The following is a 19,015-nucleotide window of genomic DNA, read 5'->3' as shown; positions in this document are numbered from 1 at the left end:
ATCCCCACGCCTGTGGGGAACGGGATCGTCGTTAATGCTGTCGGTCATCGCGTCAAGGTTCATCCCCACGCCTGTGGGGAACGGGGTTACTTCGAGTGCACTAGGTGACAGAACCTCGGTTCATCCCCACGCCTGTGGGGAACGGCGTATCACGCAGGTAGATCTGTATGGGATTATCGGTTCATCCCCACGCCTGTGGGGAACGGGCCTCACAGCAGAAGCTTCAGATAAAACATACCGGTTCATCCCCACGCCTGTGGGGAACGGGCAGGAAGAAGCCCAGCGAGTAGCAGACAGAGCCGGTTCATCCCCACGCCTGTGGGGAACGGTCTAATTGTAGATGACTGTTCTGCAAGATAAAAATAGGCAGTAGAAAATCCACCAGCGATTTAGGTCAATTTTTGATCAGAAAGATATTCTTAAAGAACAGTAAAATCAGAATGTTGCAGGAATCTATAAAAATCGCACCAAGCCTCGGCCAAAGGTATAAGTATGCATCGTTTTTATGAAGAGCGACCTCTCTTATGGCATATACATTCGCCAACGGCGGGTTACTCGTGAAGGGCGCTCGTTAGTAGTGCGTATTGGATGATTCATTGGCTCAGCTACGCTCTCAAATATGCGCCCACCGCGAACGTAGCCGCCGCCAGTTGCTGACACTTGATGACCGGCTGCTAAGAGATATTGGCATCACCCGTGCCCAGGCACAAAGGGAGGGCCGTAAATCCTTTTGGAAACACACAACTTGAAGAGACCAGTATGAAAATCGCTGAATATTACTTACTCGATGTATTTACTCATCAGCCTTTCACGGGCAATCAGCTGGCGGTATTTTTAAACACCGACGGGCTGACAACAGCCACCATGCAGGCAATCGCCAATGAGCTTAATCTTGCCGAAACGGTGTTCTTAAGTGCGCCCATTGAGCCAAACCACTACCCGATGCGGATCTTTACGCCCACCCAAGAGCTACCATTTGCCGGCCACCCGACCGTCGGCACCGCGCAGCTTCTAGCCGAGCTTGGCTTGATTAGCCGTACGCAAACGCTGGTGCTTCACCCGCCGGTAGGCGAGTTACCCATTCGCTACTCAGGTGAGAACGCCGTGTTTACAACCGCAAGGCCCGCCAGCATTACGCCAAGCACACTGGACCAGCAATCGGCGGTGGCATTACTCGGCTTGCAACCCCATCAGGTCATCGGCACGCCGGTTATCTCATCCTGCGGGCTGGCGTTTCATCTGATCGAGCTGAGCGCCCCCGCAGCCCTAAAAAACATACACATTTCAGCAACCATATGGGCAGAGACCGTTGCCCCGAGCGGTGCGGAGCAAATATATCTTTACGCAACAGAAGCGGCTGACCGCTCAAAAGCTACGCTTCGAAGCCGCATGTTCTCCAGAGAACATGGCCTTTGCGAAGACCCCGCAACCGGCAGTGCCGCAGCGGCATTAACCGGGTATTTGGCAGCCCTTAACGAAACGACGCACTGGACACTCTATCAAGGCGTTGAAATGGGCCGCGCCAGCGTTATTGAAACCACCCTGTATAACGGCCTGGTTCAGGTAGGCGGCAGTGCTGTACTGGTGGGCAAGGGGGAGCTTTACTTGAGAGATTAACAAGCGGCTTGAAAGCCAACTAATCGTTCACTGATTGATCCAAGCATCGTTATCCTACCCAGCATTAAGATCAGCAGCGTATCCTCTATAACGCTATGGCAGAGACCCAAAAAGCACAGCGCAAGCGGCATAAGTTTGATACGTCGGTACCGCTCATCGGCCAGCGTCGCGAGTAGCTCCACGGCCAAGACGGTGTGGCTTCAATAGCAGCACCAACGCCACACAACAAAGCAGCGCCACGATTAGATCAAACGTTAGCGCGGTGATTTGTTGACCGGCTACTATCCCCAGTAGGCCGATACCGACGACGGGCAGCGAGATCGCCACATAGGCAACAACGAAAAAAGACGATACCGTTGCCGCTTTGTGCTGAGGGGAGCTGGCCGCCGATATCGCGCCCATGCCCGCCCGGAAGGTAATGCCCTGACCAATGCCCGCAACAATGGCGCCCAGTATGAAACCCAGCAGTTGCTCGTAAGCAATCCCCCACGCAATGATGAGCACACCGACAAGCAGCACAGCACACCCAATCGGCAATCTTCCAGGCTCAGGCAGCCGCCCCTGACACATTTGCCCAACGGTCGAGGCGATAAACGGCAGCCCTGCCACACACCCTATCAGTGCATGATTGGTGTAGCCCATTTGCTGGCCCAGGAAGGCGGGGGTTGCTGCGGTATAAAAACCGAACACCATAAAACCAGCAAACGCTGCGATAGCCGCGGGTATAAAAACGCTGCGCACCTCAGGAGGGATTTTAGGTGTTTGAACGCGAAGCTTGATATTCGCTGGGCGCGTAACCGTTTCAGGCGCTCGCCAGATACACACCACCGCTACCAGCGCTAACGCGAAGTGAATAGCAAACGGCAGCACCAACGGTGCCGCAAACAGCACGGCCAGCGCCCCCGCAAGTATCGGCCCGACACCTAACCCGACCATATTGGCGGCGGTAGCAACCAACGTGCTGGAGCGCCCCCAGGAACGTGGTGCCAGCTCCATGACAGCCACGGTGGCAGTACCCGTAAAGATGCCCGCCGAAAGCCCCGAAAGTACGCGGCCGGTAAGCAACATGCCTAACCCATCGGCTTGCCAAAATACGATATCGCTTACCGCTGACAGGAAAAGCCCGGCAAGCAGCAGCGGCTTACGCCCTAGCTGATCAGACCATTGCCCGGTAATCAATAACGCTGAAATGACCCCCACCGCATACGCCGCAAAGATGACCGTAATCATCAGATCCGAAAAACCAAATTCATGCTGATAGATCGGATAAAGTGGCGTGGGCAGCGTGGTGCCCACCATGGTGATCATGAAAGCGAGCGCCGCCCCTAAAAATACGCCTGCGCGCCGCGTATCCGGCGCTTGAGAAGAGCTCATAAATGTCCTTATCAAAAATAAAGAGATCCACCTTCTCAGAAGGCGAGTCGAGAATGGAAACTCACATAGCCAACGAACGTTAATGGATGCGTTTTACATCACCGCCAACTGCTCTTGGGCCAGTTTGGCAAAGTGCGTGCGTGAGGGCTTTAGCCCTTTCACCGAGGGCCACGCCAACCATGCATCGGGCACCATAAAGCCCGGCAGCGCCTCGCGCACCCAACGGGCCAGGGCCTGATCTTCGCCGCTTTTCGCCTGCCAATCAATAAAGGCAACGGGGCGCTCACCCCACTCGGGGTGTGGCACAGCAACCACCAGCGCTTGGGCGACGCTAGGGTGATCCACCAACCGCTGTTCGATGCTTTCCGGCTGAATGTTCTCACCGCCGGAGATAAAGCCGTTATCCAGCCGCCCTTCAACCACCAGTTCCCCCGCAGAATTGAAATACCCCTTGTCCCGCGTGGCAAACCAACCCTCATCATTTAGGGCTGGGTCCAGCGCACCATTATTTAAATAGCCGCTAAACAGGGTATCGCCCCGCACCTGTATTTCATTGTTGATAATCCGAACATCGCGCCCCGGAAGTGGCTTGCCGACAACACCTGGTGCCGAGGGAGCACCGGTACAGACCTGGCTTGCCATTTCAGATAGCCCATAACTAACTTTTGGCGCCAGCCCCAGCGAGGTCATGTGTGCCACCAGCGGTGCGGGGATTGCCGCGCCGCCCAACAGCAGTTCGCGCAGCTGTGTCCTGGCGGGGTCAAAGCCCGCTTGTAACAAGCGCCAGAGCTGAGTGGGTACCAGTGAAAGGTGCGTAATAGGCTGTTGTTCCAGGCGTGCAGCCAGCGGCGCATCACCATCATCCAGAATGACCCGGCCACCTGCGAGAAATACGCGAAAGGGAATCGCGTAGCCGCCAATATGAAACAGCGGTAGCGACAAGAGCCAGCCGCTCTGTTGGTCAACAGGAATTAAGGCTGCCGAACCATTGGCCGAGGCCAGATGATTCCCCAGCCGATGCAGTACCGCTTTAGGCATGCCGCTGGAACCCGAGGTAAAAATCGTGTTACAGCGCTGTTCGGTATTCAGCTGCACCGCTTGTTCGGTAATTAGCTCTTCGGAAAAATCGAGGGTAATCGGCGCTGGAGCAGATGACGTTACCTGCGCGTCGCCCTGCTCACCTTCCGTATAACAAATGCGGCTGGCCTGCAGGCGCTGGGCAAGCGCGTGCTGCTGGGCGCTTGGAAAGGCCGGGTTAAGCGGGCAGAAAACCACCCCGACACGCAGACAAGCCCAGGCCAATAATAGCGAGGCCAATGCGCCTTTGGCCGGGGCCATTAATTTGTCCCCAGGCTGAAACCCCTTTTGCGCCAGCTGTCGCGACAACGCGGCGATACGCCTGTCGAGCATTCGATAAGTAAGCGTCACTGAGCCACTGTGTAGCGCAATATGCTGCGGAGTTTCGGTGGCCCAATAGTTAACGGGGCAAGGCTGCATCACTCGGCACGCTCCTGGTTATTCCTGCATAGCTTGATAGAGACACGTCGCTTGATAGAGGCACGTTAAGCGCCCGGCAACGACATCACCTGTCGTGGTGGTTACCCGTTCAGCCAGCCAGTTTCCGGTATCCAGCCCCGGTGGTTCTTCGGGCGCCCATTGGCAGGCCAGCCGAGCCAGCAAGCCCAGGCCAAGGTCAGACTCGAAACTTGAGGAAATAACCACCCGCAGATTATCTGCCCGCGCCCGCTGTACAAGTGCCTCGCAGGCGCTTAATGCGCCTATCAATGTAGGCTTAATCACTAGGGCGGCAATATGAGGATGGGAATACCAGGGCGCGTTACGTGACAACGTTTCATCCAGCGCAATCTTCACACCCGCTGCATCGGCCACGGCAATGGTGTCAGCAAAAGTGGAGCAAGGCTCTTCCAGGTAGTCGATCTTTTCACGTGGTAGCTGTCGACAAAACCGCGTGGCCTCTTCCCTTGTCCAGCCGCCGTTGGCATCCAGAATCAGTTGGGTAGCGGGCAGCTTTTCAGACAGCCTGGCAATTAGCGCTAGCTCGTCGCTCATGGCGTAACGCGCTACCTTGAGCTTGAGACGCGAAGGTGGCGGCTGCCCGCCCTTCAGTATGTTGTCTAACGCGCGATCCAGCATCGCGATCAGCGATACAGGTTCGCCTTGTAATAGTGGGTAAGGCGCTAACGCGGCGGGACAGTGTTGGGGCCAAACGTGCTGTGCACAGCCGAACCCGAACTGTACCGAAGGGAGCGTGGGCACTGCTTTTTCACCGCGCTTCAAGGCGGTTAGGCAGGCCCTGCTTTCAGTCTCGGCATCGGTTAAGGTTTCAACTGAAAAGCCGGGCAGTGGCGCAATGTCACCCCACTGCCCGTTAACCGACACCAACAGCCCTTCACGCTGCGTGATCCACTGGCCGTTAAGCAGCAGCGGCTGGCGAAGTGGCAGCGCGTAGTGGTAAAGCGCTAATGGCATTAAGGGTTACGCGGATAACGTGAGAAATCCGGGGGCCGCTTCTCATTAAACGCGTTACGCCCCTCCTGGCCTTCATCAGTCATGTAATAGAGCATAGTGGCGTTACCCGCTAGCTCCTGCAGCCCGGCCTGGCCATCGCAGTCGGCATTCAGTGCCGCTTTCAAGCAGCGTAACGCCATGGGGCTGTGCTGCAGCATCTCCCGGCACCAGCGCACGCTCTCTTTTTCAAGCTCATCCAGCGGCACCACGTGGTTGACCAAGCCCATCGCCAGCGCTTGCGCAGCGCTGTACTGGCGGCACAAAAACCAGATTTCGCGGGCTTTTTTCTGGCCCACAATGCGCGCCATATACGAGGCACCGTAGCCGCCGTCGAAAGAGCCTACCTTGGGGCCGGTCTGACCAAAAACCGCATTATCCGCCGCAATGGTCAGATCGCACATAAGATGCAACACATGCCCACCACCAATCGCGTAGCCTGCCACCATGGCGACAACCGGCTTGGGACAGGTACGAATATCGCGCTGAAAATCCAGCACGTTCAGGTGATGAGTGCCCTGCTCATCCTGGTAGCCGCCATAGTCACCGCGAATACGCTGATCACCGCCGGAGCAGAACGCTTTATCGCCTGCGCCGGTGAGCAAAATCGCGCCGACGCTACTATCGTGACGTGCGCGACCAAGCGCCTGAATCATTTCGCTAACCGTTAAGGGGCGAAAGGCGTTACGCACCTCTGGGCGGTTGATGGTAATGCGCGCAATGCCCTCTTTGGAGATATGATACCGAATATCCTGGTAGTCGCCGGAGTGGTCCTGCCACTCAACCGGTTGATAGAGTTCCGCTTCTGTAAGTCCGTGGATCATTCAAAGTTCCCTGATTTATTAGGTATTGGCGTCTTTCGGGCTTAGCGCAACATACCTGCCACGACCAGCCCTAGTGCCAGAAGGCTTAACAGCGCCGCAGCGCCATACATCAGCTTTTTATTGGTAGTGTCGCGGCCCAAAATAAGGTCAAACATTCCGTGGCGCAGGCGATGGGCGGCATGAAACAGCGGCAAACAGACCGCCGCACCAACAAATAGAAAGCCTGGCACGCTGAATAGCAGTGCCGATGCACGCTCATGGCTGAGTGCGTTGGCAGGTAGCCAGCCCAAGGGAAGCAGCACGGCAAAAAACAGGATGGCAGAGGGCAGCAGCACAGCAAAACAGACGCCACCTGCACTGAATAGCCCCCACCACAGCGACTCATCGTAGGCCTGGTGGTGGAGTGGCTGATTCGTGCGCTGGCTGCCTGCGCCTGACGCATTCATGGTTGGTTTAGTCATACAGACGCCCTCCCAAACAGCCAGATGAACAGCAGCAGTACGGCCAGAACGCCCGCCCACTGCCCCGCCACAATCGCCTTATCCGGCAGTTGGTAGTTACCGATACGCAGCGGCATAACGCGAGGAAACAGCACAAAAAAGGTCGCCGCGTGAAACAGGCTGGCGGCTAGCGCCAAAAGGTTGAGCAGCAAAACGATGGGAGATCCCATAAAGGCGATCCATCGTTGCCAACTCTCTGGGCCCTGGAGCAGCGCGACCATGCCCGCCAGTATGCAGAGCAGGAAAAAAACCAGCGGTAACACCGTCGCTTCACGCAGCATATAGAGTTTAAAAAAGCGGAGTTTCAGCCACCAGTTACGTTTTAACGGCACAAAGCGTTGAGATGTCGACTTATCCATACCCTTTCTCCTAGCCCTTAAACAGCGCAATTAGCGTGTGCTTAGCGGACGCCACTTTGCTCTGATTGATAGCCGCCGCTGGGTCAACGTGCTTGGGACACACCTTTGAGCAAAAGCCCACAAAGGTGCAGCTCCACACACCTTCATGGCGGTTCAATTCGGCCATTCGCTGCGTGCTGCCATGGTCCCGGCTGTCCAGGTTATAGCGGTGCCCCAGTGCAATGGCTCCTGGGCCAATAAACTCAGGATTAAGCCCAAACTGCGGGCAAGCGGAGTAGCAAAGCCCACAGTTGATACAGTTAGCGAACTGCTTGTAACGGGCAAGCTGTCTGGGCGACTGTCGATAGGTTTCTGGCGCCTTCGGATCAAAGGGCTTTACCGGATTGTCGTCTATCAGATAGGGCTTAACGGCGGCCAGGTGATCGAGGAATATCTCCATATCAACCACCAAGTCGCGCTGCACGGGAAAGTGCGCCAATGGTTCAATGCGGATCTCATCGTCGAAGTCGCGCAGGAAGGTCTTACAGCCAAGCTTGGGGACGCCATTCACCATAACGCCACAGGAGCCACAGATCGCCATGCGACACGACCAGCGGTAGCTCAGAGTGCTGTCGAGCTGCTCTTTGATGTGATTCAGCGCATCCAGCAATGAGGTGCTGTCGTCGACTGGCAGCTCATACTCCTGCCAATAGGGCTCGGTAGAATTGTCGGGTAAATAGCGTTTGACGCTGATGCGCCGGGTGGATACCTGCTGAGTACTCATGCCTTGCCTCCCTTGGACGCATCCCCGTAGGTGCGTTCTGCGGGCGCGGAAAAACGCACGTCAACTTCCTGCCATGCCAACCTAGCGTGTGCATCGCCCTGATAAAACACCTGGCTGTGCTTGAGGTAGTTAACGTCATCGCGCGTTTGCATGCCGTCATCCAAGCGCTGGTGAGCGCCGCGGGACTCACGCCGCTCCAGTGCGCCAAGGCAAGATGCCTCGGCAATATCCAGCCCGTAGCCAAGTTCAATGCACTCAAGCAACTCTGTGTTGAATATTTTGCTGGTGTCGTTGACACGAATCTTCTGGTAGCGCGCCCGCAGTTCACGAATCGTCTCCAACGACTGCCGCATACCCTCTTCGGTACGATAGATACCGCAGCCACTCTCCATGGCCTGCACCATGGCATGCTTAAGCGTCACCCAAGTCTCGCCGCTGCCCTCACCATCACAAAGATGCGCTAGCTTTGCCTGCTGATGGGCAGCCTGGGTTTCCAAAAGGTGCATGTCTGCCCACTCGGTTTGCGCCGCGAGCTGGCTTGCCTGCTCCCCCGCTAAACGACCAAATACCAACAGCTCGGTGAGCGAATTTGAGCCTAAGCGATTAGCACCATGTAAACCAACAGAGGCGCATTCGCCCGCCGCATAAAGCCCGGCAACCGACGTTTCACAGTGGGGATTGGTTTCGATACCGCCCATGGTGTAGTGCACCGCTGGGCGAATAGGGATCGGCTCTTTGACCGGGTCAACGTTAATGTAGGATTTGGCCAGCTCGCAGATAAAGGGCAGGCGTTCAAGAAGGTAGGCTTCGCCCAAGTGGCGCAGGTCTAGATAGACCACATCGCTATCGCCAAAGGTGCCGGTGCGGCCCGCCTGCTGCTCCTGCCAAAAGGCCTGTGAGAGCTTATCGCGAGGGCCCAGCTCCATGTACTTGTTTTCGGGCTTGCCCAGTGGGGTTTCCGGGCCCAGCCCGTAATCCTGAAGGTAGCGATAGCCATCTTTGTTAAGCAAGATACCGCCTTCACCACGACACGCTTCGGTAATCAAAATGCCGGAGCCGGGAAGGCCCGTGGGGTGATACTGAACAAACTCCATGTCCCTGAGCGCCACGCCGTGGCGATAGGCTATCGCCATCCCGTCGCCGGTCACGATCCCTGCGTTGGTATTAAAGCGAAACAGGCGCCCGGCACCTCCTGTTGCCAATACCACGGCTTTGGCGCGCAGCAGAATAAGCTCGCCGGTGGCCACTTGAAGAGCAATGACGCCAATGACAGCCCCTTCATGCACGGCAAGATCAAGGACGAAATACTCATCGAAGCGCTCAATCTGGGAGTATTTGAGCGAGGTTTGAAACAGGGTATGCAGCATGTGAAAGCCGGTTTTATCGGCGGCAAACCAGGTACGTGCGGTTTTCATGCCGCCAAAGCGGCGTACCTGCACATTGCCATCTTCCTTGCGGCTCCAGGGGCAGCCCCAGCGCTCCATCTGCACCAGCTCCTGGTAGGCATGATGCACAAAATAATCCACCACGCCTTGCTCAACCAGCCAGTCGCCACCCGACACAGTGTCGTCAAAATGTGCCTGATGCGTATCCTCCTCGCTGGTTACCGCCGCCGCACCACCCTCAGCAGCAACGGTATGGGAGCGCATAGGATAGACCTTGGAAATCAGTGCGATGCTTTGAGAAATGCCCTGTGCCTTGGCGCTTTCTGCCGCGGCGATAGCGGCACGCAAGCCTGCGCCGCCTCCACCCACAATCACGATATCGAAATCTCGATGCTGCATGATGCTCCCTTTCTGTAGCCAGGCCAAAGGCGGTAGTGACGACACGCTTCGATGCGGTGTCTTTGAACTTATCACACTCCAGGTACGTGCTATCCCCGCATGCCAGGCTCTATTGACGCATATCAAGAAATGCACCTTTAAGACAGGCGATGCTTTAACAAGAGTAGTTAAGTTTAATTTCTCATTTATTAATTTTAATAAAGAATTCCAACTACAATTTTTAACTATTAGTCGCTATCGCCATTCTCTGCAATGTATGTAACCGCAAGCAGATGAAAATCAACAGCGTTAGCAGTGAAGAGATTCGGCTGCTTTCGCAGCCAATAAGAGGGGGCAGCTTGATATGAACAGTAGCGTGCAATCGGCATTTGACTGGAAGTTGTTGGCGCCGCTTGTAGTGGCCATTATCGTTGCGTTGATACCCACGCCTGAGGGGGTTGCACCTCACGCTTGGTACTTCTTCGCTATTTTCCTGGGCTGTGTGGTTGGGCTGATTTTTGAACCCTTGCCAGGCGCGGTCATTGGGTTAATCGGCGTGACTCTGGTGGCACTGCTCTCCCGTTGGGTGCTGTTTTCACCCGAACAGCTAGCAACCGAAGGCTTTAATGCTGCCAACCAGGCCTTTTCATGGGCAGTTTCGGGGTTCACCAACTCGACTGTATGGCTAATTTTTGGCGCGTTTATGTTCGCGCTGGGGTATGAAAAAACCGGCCTTGGCAGGCGCATATCACTTTGGCTGGTCAAGGCCATGGGCAAGCGCACATTAACGCTGGGCTACGCGGTAATGATCGCCGATGCGGTGCTGGCGCCTTTTACACCTTCCAACACGGCGCGTAGCGGGGGCACCATTTATCCAGTCATTCGCAATCTACCACCACTTTACGACTCCCTGCCCAATGACCCCAGCATGAAACGCATGGGCAGTTTTCTGATGTGGACAGCGATCACCTCTACTTGTGTGACCAGCTCGCTGTTTCTAACCGCGCTTGCCCCCAACCTGCTGGCCATTGCTCTGACAGAAAGCGCTACCGGTATCCATATTAACTGGGGGCAGTGGTTTATCGCCGTAGCGCCCGCTGGCATTCTGCTGCTGTTGCTGGTCCCACTGCTCTGTTACTGGCTATGCGCGCCAGAAGTGAAAGCCGGTGAAGAAGTGTCCAACTGGGCGCGGGATGAGCTGAACAAACTGGGTGCGCTTACTCGCAACGAGATACTGCTGGTCATCATGGTCGTCACTGCGCTACTGCTGTGGATTTTTGCGGGCGATGTTGTGTCCGCATCCCTGGTAGGCCTGGTGGTGATTTGCTGCATGCTGCTGACCGGCATCGTGAGCTGGAACGATATCCTCGACAATCGAGCTGCCTGGAATACCTTTGTGTGGTTTGCAACACTGGTGGCGCTGGCAGGCGGGCTGAGCCAGGTCGGGTTCGTCAATTGGTTTGGTGGCATGGTGGGTGAACAAATCAGTCACTTTAACCCCGTCATGGCGATGGTGGCGCTCACGGTGATTTTCTATCTCCTGCACTACCTGTTTGCCAGCGTCACGGCCCACGTTACCGCCCTATTGCCGGTGATGCTGGCGGCGGCTTCCGGTATTGCAGGGTTGGATATGCAGATGTTTATCCTGCTGCTGCTCCCCACCTTGGGCTTTATGGGCATTATTACTCCCTACGGCACCGGCCCAAGCCCGGTTTACTATGGCAGCGGCTATCTGCCAAGCGCCCTTTATTGGCGGCTTGGGGCTATTTTTGGTCTGCTGTTCTTAGTGGCCTGGCTGGCTATCGGTTTGCCGTGGCTGCTGTTGATTAACTGAATCCAGGTGAGCGAGCCGTTTAGCCGAGGCGTTGATACCATCGGCTAATCGGTTCGGCGATGCTTTTCGCTTGCTCTGTATGCAGGTTATGCCCACCTTCCAGCGCCATAAGGTGCACACGAGGGGCTACGTTAGCCAAGCGGTCGGCAAGTGCATGAAATTTAGTATCCTGCCGACCTGAAAAGTAACCAATGGGAAGTGACGTTTCAGCCAGCCACGGCCACTGAGATGACTGCCTGCCGAGCGACGTGCTTCGCAGCATTGTCGCCACGGACGGGCCATGATTGGCCAGCCGTCGTTCAATCTGCCGCGCTCGCTGCGTATGCGTAAGGTCAGCAAAGACGGATTGCCGATACCAGTCGGTAAGCACGCGTTCAAGAGGTTCCAGTGCAAAACGTTGTGCCCAGCGTGCATCATGAGCAATACGCTCATCGCGCTCGCTTTCCGGCAAGCCTGGATGAGCGCTCTCCAGCCAAAGCGCCTCAAGCCCCGCAGGTTGGCGGCTGGCGTGATCAAGCGCCAAACGCCCTCCCAGCGAGTAGCCCAGCAAGCAATAGCGGCGAATATCCTGCGCGGCCAACGTATCGGTTAGCCAGTGATGAAAAGCGGAGAAAGAGTTGACCGCCACCTGGTGATTTTGGCCGTGGCCCGGTAAATCCAACGCCAGGCACGGCACATCTTTCAACGCGGCGATGACCTCCGCCCAATCGTAGCGATCACCTAACAAGCCGTGCAGCATAACCAGCGTTGGGCATGGCTGGGCGTGCTCTTCATGTTCAGTCTTCATGGTTATCGAGCCTACCCAGCGTTGCCGCCAGCGCCACAAGATCGTCTGCAACCTGCTGATGCGGCACGTTAATCTCAATCAGTGTAACGCCACTTTCCAAGGCTCGGGCATAGGCCGCATCGAAACTTTCCAGCGAGCCAGGTGCAGCGTAGGCAAGCCCAAACATTTGCGCCACGTACTCAAAGTTCAAACCGTGTGGCTGACGGAAATAATGCTCAAGTAGCTCACCTTCCTTAGGCACTGGCAGCATATGAAAGATGCTGCCGCCGTCATTGTTAAGAATGATCACCACCAGCGGTTGAACGGCCTGCTTCAACAGCGCCAAGCTATTAAGATCATGCAGCGCGCTGATATCGCCCACGATCAGTGTGGTGGGCTGGTCACTGGTAGCACTGGCGCCGTAGGCCGTGGCGATCAGCCCATCGATACCGGAAGCCCCGCGGTTGGTAAATACCCGCAAAGGCGCTGTGCGGTACGTACCCAGCATGTTCATCAGCCTTGCGGGCATACTGTTACCGACAAACAGCTGCCCGGCTGCCTGCTGCAACAACCGATGACAAATGCCCAGCTCTGAAAAGGTGTTACAGCGTTGATTCACGATATCGCTGATGCGCTGTTGGCACTGGTTAAGCTGGTGCCAAGGCGTGCGCTCAGCACCTGTCCCAGTCTCACGCTCATGGTTATTTTCAGGTTCAAGCGCGGCCACCACAGCCTCGGGCGGGCAAACGAAGCGGCGCTTAACGCTGTAATCAGGGTCGAGCCGCTGGGGGCGCGAGTCCACCAGCCAAACATCCTGCCACGAATGGCGAGCAATAAACTGCGTCAGGCGCTTGGAGATAAGACGCCCACCAAATTGCAGCAACACATCGGCCCGCTCCAACTCCTCGACAAAATGTGGATCGTGCAGCGCCAGGTCAAAATGAATCACGTTTTGGCGGTCAAAACGTATCTGGCTTTGTAGATCCGCCAACAGTGGCCAGCCTAATCGACGTGATAACGTCACCACCTGCTGCGCCTGGTGCGGGTCATCTATACATCCCGCCACGATAACGCCTCGCTGACACGAAAAATCTGCCCACTCGGTAGAAAACACAGGCGCTTGCGTACTGGATACCCACTGGCTCCACGGCACTGAAGAGGCCAACCAGCTTCCGAGAGGCGCCAGATAATCCGAGGCATCCTCTCTCTGGTGGCCGGGGTAAAGAGGCTCGCGGTAGCGGCAGTTAAAATGCACAGGGCCTGGCGTACGCTGCTGTTGATCAATGGACTGATCAATAGTGCTGAGTAGAAACGCGGCGCTCAGTTCAGGGCCTGGGGGCGGAAGGTCGTGATGCACCACGGTATGACGAGCAAAGATATCGCGCTGGTCGATAGCCTGATTACTGCCGTTATCCAGTAGCTCAATAGGACGGTCGGCTGAGAGCACTACCAGCGGCACACCCATTAATTTGGCTTCCACAACGGCAGGATACAGATTGGCAACCGCCGTACCCGAGGTGGTGATAACCGCTACCGGGCGGCCGCTTCCGCGCGCAAGACCCAGTGCCATAAAGGCCAGGCCACGCTCGTCAAAATGGCAGTGGCAGCGAAGTCCGGCATGCTCGCTGGCCGCCATGGTGAGCGGCGACGAGCGCGAGCCAGGCGCCAGCACAATGTCGCGCATGCCCAAGCGGTAAAGCTCCTCAAGCAGCAGCGCGGCCCACACATGGTTAAAGGTAGCGTGCTGAAGCGGAAAGCCGCGCGGCATGGCGTTCGCGGTCATTGGTATTACCCCATGTTGAGCAGCGACATAATGTCGGCAATTTTGTTGTCCAGCTCGCGCCACTCTGCATCAGGCTGAGAGCCCGCGACAAGGCCCGCACCGGCATAAAGGCGAATTTCATTAGCGCCGATATGAGCACACCGGATCGCCACCGCAAGCTCCGTACTGGCCAGGCTCACCCGGCCAAACACACCGGCGTACCAGCCCCGCTGGTGGCGTTCGTGCTGTCGAATAAACGCCAGCGCCAATGCGCGAGGAACACCGCCTACCGCTGGAGTAGGCGGCAAACTGGCAAGCAGCGCCTGGTCCGTCACCGTGTGATGTAACTCAGCATGAATAAGGCGGCGGATATGCTGCACAGAGCGCAGCTTGAGAACATGGGCCTCCCCGGTTTGAACAACGTGAGACAAGGGCTCAAGCCGGGCAAGAATATCCTCATAAACGCACTGGTTCTCCAGGCTATTTTTCGTATCTGCCAGCAGTGCCTCGGCAAGGTATTGGTCCTGCTGTGCATCAGCGCCACGATGAGTGGTACCTGCTAGCGCCTCGGTTACCAGCTGCGTACCTTCTCGCTGATAAAGGCGCTCCGGTGGGCAACCGATAAAGGCGGTCTCTGAATTCCACTGAATGCCCAGTTGAAAGCACGCCGCCGCCTCTGCCTGCCAGCGGCCCAGCAGTGCCCAGGGCGAGGGTGTTTTCGATGCGTCGTCCGCGATGACCAAGCGTGTCTCTCGTGATAACACCACTTTGGGCGTATGGCACAGCTGATCAGCGTGGGTCACTTGGGACACCCATGCTGACCACGCCTGCTGGGCAGGGGCGTCATAACGTAAATAGGCATGCGGACGCAGAGGGGGTAGCGGTTGTTCTTGCTGGAGACTGGCTAAAAAGGCGCGGGCTTCGGCTATTTCGTGATCGCCGCAGCGGTCGTCAAAACGCAGATTGAGCGTCAATAGCGTCCCCTGTTGTGAGCGCTTGAGCTCAACACGCGGCAATATAAAACAGCAGTTTTTGAAATGCGCCCAGCCGGGTGATGTAGCATCAAACGCCATACCGCCGAAATAGTCCGGCTGCTCACCTGGCAAGGTCGCGAGTTTGGCAAGGTCGGCCTGCAGCATCTCAAGCGAGTCGGCCGCGCTGACCACACCTAACGTAGCGTACTCAGGTGCACCGGCGTCACGCGCTTTCCAGTAGCCGCGCGGAAAAACCGTTTGCGCTTCCAACCATCCCATCAGGCTATCAACGCGGTAAGGCACGCTCAGACGTATAACACCCTGAAGGGACGACACAGACAATGCATCAAGCCGGTCCATAAGCTCAGCGACAGCGCTTTGGCTGTTCATATGCGCCAACCCGTAAGCGACGCTGCTGCCTGTTACCCAGCGCATATGTTCAGACAATCAGTGGCCCCGCGTCTCAGGTAAACCGGATGCGGCGCGCAATGCCCAGCCTCTGCTTGATATAGGGCAGAACCCAACGGTCCCCCCCAAAATGGCCAGCGTTCGCGCCCGCTACCAGTAAGAAAAAGGTTAACGCAATCATCCATGGATTGGTGGAGACCGTACCCGCCATCAGAAACGACATATTCATTACAATAGCGAAGAAGCCTGCAAAGGAGGTCAGCACCCCCACGATCAAGCCCAACCCCACGAGTATTTCGCCCAGTGGGATCACCACATTAAACATACCCGCATAGGGCAGCGCAAAATGCTCCAAAAAAGCAACGTAGTTGGGATACACCATGCTCCCTTCCCGCATCACAGGATTCGCCACCGCGTTACTCAGGAACCCTTGCGCATCAAAACCGCCCGTCAGTTTGCCGATTCCCAAACTGAGCCAAGTAATCCCAAGATAAAGCCGGAAGGCTAGCCAAACAAGCGCTGCATATTTGCTTTGTCTAAATAAGTCGCCGATCATCAAATTAACTCCTGTTAAGAGGGATTAACAATAGTTTGCGATAAGACACCGCTGCTTCTTTTGACGCAGGTCTGCTTTTTAGCACTTAATAATACAGTGACACGCACGCCCTTTTAGTCATTTAACGTCATCACGACCAGGACACCCAAGCAATGGATCAACCCGACAAGCACCGCCCGTTCCAGGTTTGGTTATTAGCGGCCCGGCCTCGTACGCTTCCCTTGGCATGCGCCTCTATCCTACTTGGTTCAGGCCTTGCGGCGCACGCACAGGGGTTTAATCCGAGCGTGCTACTACTTGCCCTGCTAACGGCGATTGCCCTGCAAGTGCTTTCAAACCTGGCGAATGATTACGGCGACGCGGCGACGGGAGCGGATGATCACCAGCGCATAGGCCCTGTTCGCGCTGTCTCGTCAGGGTTACTGAGCCCTCGCGCTATGCGCGGTGGAATGGTGGTGATGGCAGTCGTTGCCGCCCTGTGTGGGCTGTTGCTACTGCTGACGGCTTTTGGCAATCAGTGGGCGTCCATTCTCATCTTTATTCTTCTGGGTGCTGCCGCGCTGCTGGCCGCGGTCACGTATACCGTAGGGCTGGGCGGTACGCCGTATGGCTATCGTGGACTGGGAGATATTGCGGTCTTTATCTTCTTCGGCTTGTTAGGGGTACTCGGCACGTACTACCTGCATGCACAACAACTGGACGGGCTTACACTACTGCCCGCGGCCGCTTGCGGGTTACTGGCAACCGCTGTATTGAACGTGAATAACGTGCGCGATATCGAAAGCGACGCGCGCAACGGCAAGATCACCCTGGCGGTGCGCTTGGGCCGCGCTAACGCCATTACCTACCACTGGATATTGCTGGCAATGGCGCTGCTGCTCACCGTGATTTATCTGGTCGCACTGCCCGCCCCCTGGCTTAGCTGGAGCTGCCTGCTGGTTGCCAAACCGTTAACAGACGCTGCCAGAACGCTACACCACACCACCGACGGTGAAACGCTTACCGGCATGCTGAAAAAAACCGCGCTATCGACGCTGATTTACAGTGTACTGCTCTCGCTCGGCCTGGCGCTCTATTAAAGAGGCCAAGCCGCTTGCCCCGTGCTTAAAGCACGACCTCATACCCTTCAAATTTGGGCGGGCCCAGATAGATACCTTCCGGTGACTTGGCGCCCGCATGAGCCTTGCGAAACGCCTCTGACTGGGTCCAGGCGCGGAAAGCCGCTTCCGACTCCCATACACTGTGAGAAATAAATACGGTGTGCTCTTCCTGGCTTGCGCCCTGCAACATCTTGAACTGCTTGAAGCCGGGTACTTCACTCAAGTGCGAATCACGCTTACGCCACACCTCTAGAAAATCCTCTTCGCGGCCTGGGGCAATCTGAAAACGGTTCATGGCGATATACATGACAACTCTCCTGCTGGGTTGATCCTGCCAAGTTAGTTACCCGGCGACAACTTGATGGTAACGTCACCATCAAGTAACGAACAGCTTAGGCTTTTGAAGAAAGCTGCTTGCGCTGCTGATAGTGCCCACGCTCTATTATCTGCCAACACCAGCGGATGCCAACAAGCTTGAAGTGCTGGATTAACCTTCTCGTTGCCTGATCGGCAGGCGGCAGCCAGTGGATTGGCTGTCGCTTGTTGATGCCCTAGCCCGTCCCCCAGCAAGCGAATGCTGTTGGCGGGGGCAGGCTATAGATACCTAACGCGGCGTATTAGCTAAGCGCTTCCAGCGACTGCTCGATAATGCTTAAGCCTTCTTCCAGCACCTCGGACGACACGGTCAACGGCACCAGAATACGGATGCTGTTGCCATAGAAGCCACAGGAAAGCAGGATCAACCCTTTCTCGCGCGCTTTCGCACAAACTTGCTGGGTCATCGCAGTGTCGGGCTTGCCGTTACTATCCAAAAGCTCGAACGCGGCCATGGCGCCCAGCTGGCGGCCGTGCGCCGCGGAGGGGAAGCGCTCTTCCCAGACGCCAAAACGTTCAGCCAGCAGGCGGCCCATCTGCGCGCTGCGCTCAAGGATATTTTCTTCCTCGATCACGTCAATGACCGCCAGCGCCGCGGCGCAGGAGAGCGGGTTACCACTATAGGTGCCGCCGAGCGAGTTGGGGCCAGAGGCATCCATCACCTTGGCACTACCCACTACGGCAGACAGCGGCATGCCGTTGGCCAGGCTCTTGGCAGTCGTCAGAATATCCGCCTCGATGCCGCTATGTTCCAGCGCAAACAGCTTGCCGGTGCGCGCAAAGCCGGACTGCACTTCGTCAGCAATCAGCAGAATACCGTGTTCGTCGCACAGCGCACGCAGCGCTTTCAGGTAATCCGGTGAGGCAATGTAAAAACCTCCTTCGCCCTGTACCGGCTCAATCACGATCGCCGCCGTGCGGTGCGGGGCGATATCGGTCTTGAACAGCGTGCGAATGGCATCAAGTGACGCTTCTTCGCTGATGCCGTGCAGCGGGTTCGGGAACGGGGCGCGGAATACGTCACTCGGCATCGGGCCGAAGTCGTTCTTGTAGGGCAGCACCTTGCCGGTCATAGCGAGTGTCATCATGGTGCGGCCGTGGAAGGCGCCATCGAAAGTGATGATGCCGGTGCGGCCAGTGGCGGCGCGGGCGATTTTCACGGCATTTTCCAGCGCTTCGGCACCGGTGTTGACCAGCATGGCTTTACGTTCAGGGCCACGTACCGGGGTCAGTTCACACAACTTCTGACACAACTGCACATAAGGCGCGTAGGAGATGACCGCAGCGCTGGTGTGCATGACCTTGTGCAACTGCGCTTCAACGGCGGCAACGATTTTCGGATGGCGATGACCCAGGTTGAGCACGCCGATGCCGCCCGCGAAGTCGATCCAGCGGTTACCGTCGGCATCCCAAAGCTCGGCGTTTTCAGCACGCTCGGCAAAGGCCGTATTCGGGGTCGCTGCGCCGTTGGCCACATAGCGGTTTTTGAGTTCGTTCAGTTCGTGATTAGTCAT

18 protein-coding genes and 1 CRISPR repeat array (1 of these 19 cut by a window edge) are annotated in these 19,015 nt (G+C 56.6%); of the genes, 4 read left to right on the top strand and 14 right to left on the bottom strand.

Features of this window, described 5'->3' with window-relative positions; translation table 11 throughout:
* Positions 1-329: a CRISPR direct-repeat array (repeat unit 29 nt; unit sequence CGGTTCATCCCCACGCCTGTGGGGAACGG) (it extends 922 nt beyond the left edge of the window).
* Positions 330-584: 255 nt separating this feature from the next.
* Positions 585-749: a DUF1127 domain-containing protein gene (locus tag INT20_RS18365; protein ID WP_192528223.1), complete on the top strand. Its 165-nt coding sequence runs from the start codon at positions 585-587 to the stop codon at positions 747-749.
* A 10-nt stretch (positions 750-759) separates the two neighbouring features.
* A complete protein-coding gene (locus INT20_RS07145; RefSeq protein WP_192528224.1) occupies positions 760-1,617 on the top strand; it encodes a PhzF family phenazine biosynthesis protein in 858 nt (285 codons plus the stop codon).
* 153 nt (positions 1,618-1,770) lie between these two features.
* Here INT20_RS07145 and INT20_RS07140 read toward each other — a convergent pair whose 3' ends face one another.
* From INT20_RS07140 to frdA, 8 genes are all read right to left on the bottom strand, one after another.
* Positions 1,771-2,991: an MFS transporter gene (locus INT20_RS07140; RefSeq protein ID WP_192528225.1), complete on the bottom strand. Its 1,221-nt coding sequence runs from the start codon at positions 2,989-2,991 to the stop codon at positions 1,771-1,773.
* A 93-nt stretch (positions 2,992-3,084) separates the two neighbouring features.
* Complete coding sequence (locus INT20_RS07135) at positions 3,085-4,488, bottom strand: AMP-binding protein (RefSeq protein ID WP_192528226.1); 1,404 nt, start codon at positions 4,486-4,488, stop codon at positions 3,085-3,087.
* Between the two features lie 18 nt (positions 4,489-4,506).
* On the bottom strand, positions 4,507-5,481 hold the full coding sequence (gene menC / locus INT20_RS07130) for an o-succinylbenzoate synthase (RefSeq protein WP_192528227.1): 975 nt from the start codon (positions 5,479-5,481) through the stop codon (positions 4,507-4,509).
* Positions 5,481-6,341 carry a 1,4-dihydroxy-2-naphthoyl-CoA synthase gene (gene menB, locus INT20_RS07125; RefSeq protein WP_192528228.1) on the bottom strand — a complete coding sequence of 287 codons (861 nt, stop codon included), beginning with the start codon at positions 6,339-6,341 and terminating at the stop codon, positions 5,481-5,483. The genes menC and menB overlap by 1 nt, the downstream gene beginning before the upstream one ends.
* Positions 6,342-6,382: 41 nt before the next feature.
* Positions 6,383-6,802 (bottom strand): fumarate reductase subunit FrdD, encoded by a 420-nt coding sequence (gene frdD / locus INT20_RS07120; protein ID WP_192528229.1) that lies wholly within the window; start codon positions 6,800-6,802, stop codon positions 6,383-6,385.
* Entirely contained in the window at positions 6,799-7,200 is a 402-nt protein-coding gene (locus INT20_RS07115; RefSeq protein ID WP_087110953.1) for a fumarate reductase subunit C, read from the bottom strand. Before INT20_RS07115 ends, frdD begins: the two co-directional genes overlap by 4 nt.
* A gap of 10 nt (positions 7,201-7,210) precedes the next feature.
* Positions 7,211-7,963 (bottom strand): succinate dehydrogenase/fumarate reductase iron-sulfur subunit, encoded by a 753-nt coding sequence (locus tag INT20_RS07110; protein WP_192528230.1) that lies wholly within the window; start codon positions 7,961-7,963, stop codon positions 7,211-7,213.
* The gene (gene frdA, locus INT20_RS07105) at positions 7,960-9,747 is read right to left on the bottom strand and encodes a fumarate reductase (quinol) flavoprotein subunit (protein WP_192528231.1); all 1,788 of its coding nucleotides are present in this window, start codon (positions 9,745-9,747) and stop codon (positions 7,960-7,962) included. The genes INT20_RS07110 and frdA overlap by 4 nt, the downstream gene beginning before the upstream one ends.
* Before the next feature lie 343 nt (positions 9,748-10,090).
* Here frdA and INT20_RS07100 point away from each other — a divergent pair, with 343 nt between their 5' ends.
* Complete coding sequence (locus tag INT20_RS07100) at positions 10,091-11,560, top strand: anion permease (RefSeq protein ID WP_192528232.1); 1,470 nt, start codon at positions 10,091-10,093, stop codon at positions 11,558-11,560.
* A gap of 19 nt (positions 11,561-11,579) precedes the next feature.
* On the opposite strand, the gene menH is transcribed toward INT20_RS07100, so the two are convergent.
* The 4 genes from menH to INT20_RS07080 are packed head-to-tail and all read right to left on the bottom strand — an operon-like array spanning position 11,580 to position 16,026.
* On the bottom strand, positions 11,580-12,347 hold the full coding sequence (menH, locus tag INT20_RS07095) for a 2-succinyl-6-hydroxy-2,4-cyclohexadiene-1-carboxylate synthase (protein ID WP_192528233.1): 768 nt from the start codon (positions 12,345-12,347) through the stop codon (positions 11,580-11,582).
* The gene (gene menD / locus INT20_RS07090) at positions 12,337-14,109 is read right to left on the bottom strand and encodes a 2-succinyl-5-enolpyruvyl-6-hydroxy-3-cyclohexene-1-carboxylic-acid synthase (protein ID WP_192528234.1); all 1,773 of its coding nucleotides are present in this window, start codon (positions 14,107-14,109) and stop codon (positions 12,337-12,339) included. Before menD ends, menH begins: the two co-directional genes overlap by 11 nt.
* A 5-nt stretch (positions 14,110-14,114) precedes the next feature.
* Entirely contained in the window at positions 14,115-15,509 is a 1,395-nt protein-coding gene (locus INT20_RS07085) for an isochorismate synthase (protein ID WP_225733896.1), read from the bottom strand.
* A 16-nt stretch (positions 15,510-15,525) separates the two neighbouring features.
* Complete coding sequence (locus INT20_RS07080; protein WP_087110942.1) at positions 15,526-16,026, bottom strand: DoxX family protein; 501 nt, start codon at positions 16,024-16,026, stop codon at positions 15,526-15,528.
* 152 nt (positions 16,027-16,178) lie between these two features.
* Between INT20_RS07080 and INT20_RS07075 the strand changes: the two genes are divergently transcribed.
* On the top strand, positions 16,179-17,105 hold the full coding sequence (locus tag INT20_RS07075) for a 1,4-dihydroxy-2-naphthoate polyprenyltransferase (RefSeq protein ID WP_192528235.1): 927 nt from the start codon (positions 16,179-16,181) through the stop codon (positions 17,103-17,105).
* Between the two features lie 25 nt (positions 17,106-17,130).
* On the opposite strand, the gene INT20_RS07070 is transcribed toward INT20_RS07075, so the two are convergent.
* Together INT20_RS07070 and gabT are read right to left on the bottom strand one after the other, a co-directional pair.
* On the bottom strand, positions 17,131-17,433 hold the full coding sequence (locus INT20_RS07070) for an antibiotic biosynthesis monooxygenase family protein (protein WP_192528236.1): 303 nt from the start codon (positions 17,431-17,433) through the stop codon (positions 17,131-17,133).
* Positions 17,434-17,743: 310 nt separating this feature from the next.
* Positions 17,744-19,015, bottom strand: coding sequence for a 4-aminobutyrate--2-oxoglutarate transaminase (gene gabT / locus INT20_RS07065; RefSeq protein ID WP_192528237.1), 1,272 nt, complete (start codon positions 19,013-19,015; stop codon positions 17,744-17,746).

Source organism: Halomonas citrativorans (genome assembly GCF_014898005.1).
GTDB classification, from domain to species: domain Bacteria; phylum Pseudomonadota; class Gammaproteobacteria; order Pseudomonadales; family Halomonadaceae; genus Vreelandella; species Vreelandella citrativorans.
Note: the sequence above shows the minus strand (reverse complement) of the source record. Positions and strands in the feature narration are given on the sequence as shown.